At 56.7% G+C, this 1,758-nt stretch carries 2 protein-coding genes; one reads left to right on the plus strand and one right to left on the minus strand.

Features of this window, described 5'->3' with window-relative positions; translation table 11 throughout:
* Window positions 1-140: 140 nt before the first annotated feature.
* Window positions 141-863, plus strand: a complete 723-nt coding sequence (locus tag VZ95_RS15705; protein ID WP_045776700.1) for a hypothetical protein — start codon at window positions 141-143, stop codon at window positions 861-863.
* Between the two features lie 57 nt (window positions 864-920).
* Here VZ95_RS15705 and VZ95_RS15710 read toward each other — a convergent pair.
* Window positions 921-1,758 (minus strand): ABC transporter substrate-binding protein (locus VZ95_RS15710; RefSeq protein WP_045776701.1); only part of this gene is annotated, 838 nt, incomplete at its 5' end.

Raw genomic sequence — 1,758 nt, forward strand, 5'->3', positions numbered from 1 at the left:
GAATATCGAGGAATGCGAATTATAGAGAAGATATTTTCATTTTATACTGATTCCTCATCTGTATAAATCTTAATAAACACCTTCTTCTCTTTATCTGCATATCTCGATTTTTGCAAAACCTATAGGAGTGAGATTAACCCATGAGCGACCATGCCTTAGAAAAACAAACAGTTCTATACAATATACTGAATACGCCGCGCCGCCCCTGGCCGCATGGGCATTCCTATATTAGTCCCGTCTTTTCCGAGCCGTTTTACGACAGCCTCCGGGCGCATCTCCCCCCTGCCGAGGCCTATACCCCGCTTGGCGCGACGGGTAAGGCGGCGGAGGGCGATTACGGGATGCGGTCGGGCTTTTTGCTCGATGCCCCGCATAAAGCGCGCGTCAGCCCTGCGGTGGGCGACTTCTGGCAAAGCCTGTTCGACCGGGTTTTCGATGCCGAGTTTGCCGAAACGCTGGTCGCCCATTTCCGCGAGGCCATCGACGCGCGGCTTGCGGCGGAAGGCGCGGTTTGGCCGACGTCGATCAAGCGCGACATGATCCTCGTGCGTGATGCTAGTTCGGACGGGGTGAAAATCCACACGTCCGACCCGAAGAACCTCATCACCCTGCTGTTCTACCTACCGGAAGACGCGCGCTACGCCCCCTGCGGCACCACCCTCTACTTGCCGAAACAGCGCGATTTCCGCTGCTGGGGCGGCCCGCACCACGGGTTCGCCGACTTCGATAAAGTCTGGACGGCCCCGTTTCTGCCGAACAGCCTGTATATGTTCGTAAAATCCGACGATAGTTTTCACGGCGTCGAGCCAATCCAGATCGAGGGAATGCGCCGGGATTTACTGCTGTTTTACGTGCATCGCTAATAAGAAAAGGGCCAGGAAATTTCCTGGCCCCTCTCGCCGACACTTATCCTCGTCGGCTTAGCTTTCCAGCGCGGCTTCCGTCGGCGGCGTAATGCCGTGCTGTTTGGCAGCGGCTTCCGACACGAACAGTTGCGGCTTCGGTAGAATAACCGGCAGCGTGGCGGGGTCGGCCCCTTTGAAAATCTTCAGGGCTTGTTCGGCGGCGGCATGGCCCATCGCCTCGTTCGACGGCACATAGGCCGCGAGCCAACCCGCCAGCGTGTAGGTTTGCGTGCCGCCATAGAGACGGACCTTATCGCCGACGGCGTCCTGCACTTCCTTCGCAACCGACGCGAGGTAATTATCGGCCCCGGCGTAGAGCGAATCGGCGACAATCTTGCCCGATTTGATCTCTTCCAGCACGTCCTTGAGGGCGGTGGTATCGGGGGTCACGCGGCGCGAGATCACATTCACGCCCGCCTTCTGTGCCCACTCGCGCACTTCGCGCTCGATGATATTCGAGTTCGGTTCGCGCGAGTTGAACAGAACCAGCAGATCCTTGATCGGCTTCAGCTTGGTGAAAGTGTCGAACTGCATCGTGATCGGCACGCCATTGGTCACGCCGGTCATATTGGCACCGGGCGCTTCTTTGCTGGCAACCAGATTGGCCCCGACCGGATCGAAGACGATATTGAAAACAACCGGCGTGTTATTTTTCACCGTCGCCTTGGTAACCTGCGTCGAAACCGTGCCGTAGCTATAGATCAAATCGAACTTCTTAGCGGCAATATCGCCCTCGACAACGCGGATCGCCGTTGCGAGTTTCGAGCGGTCTTGCTCGGCATTAATTTCCGAGTAATGAATTGTCGCGCCCGAGTCTTTTAACTTCTGAGCGAAGGCTTTATCTGCCGGCATC

Origin of the sequence: Elstera litoralis, from assembly GCF_000963705.1 — a bacterium.
Taxonomy (GTDB): domain Bacteria; phylum Pseudomonadota; class Alphaproteobacteria; order Elsterales; family Elsteraceae; genus Elstera; species Elstera litoralis.

What these genes read in the sequence shown, in the direction of transcription:
- VZ95_RS15705 (WP_045776700.1), top strand. Translation starts at nt 141, where the DNA reads ATGAGCGACCATGCCTTAGAAAAACAAACAGTTCTATACAATATACTG.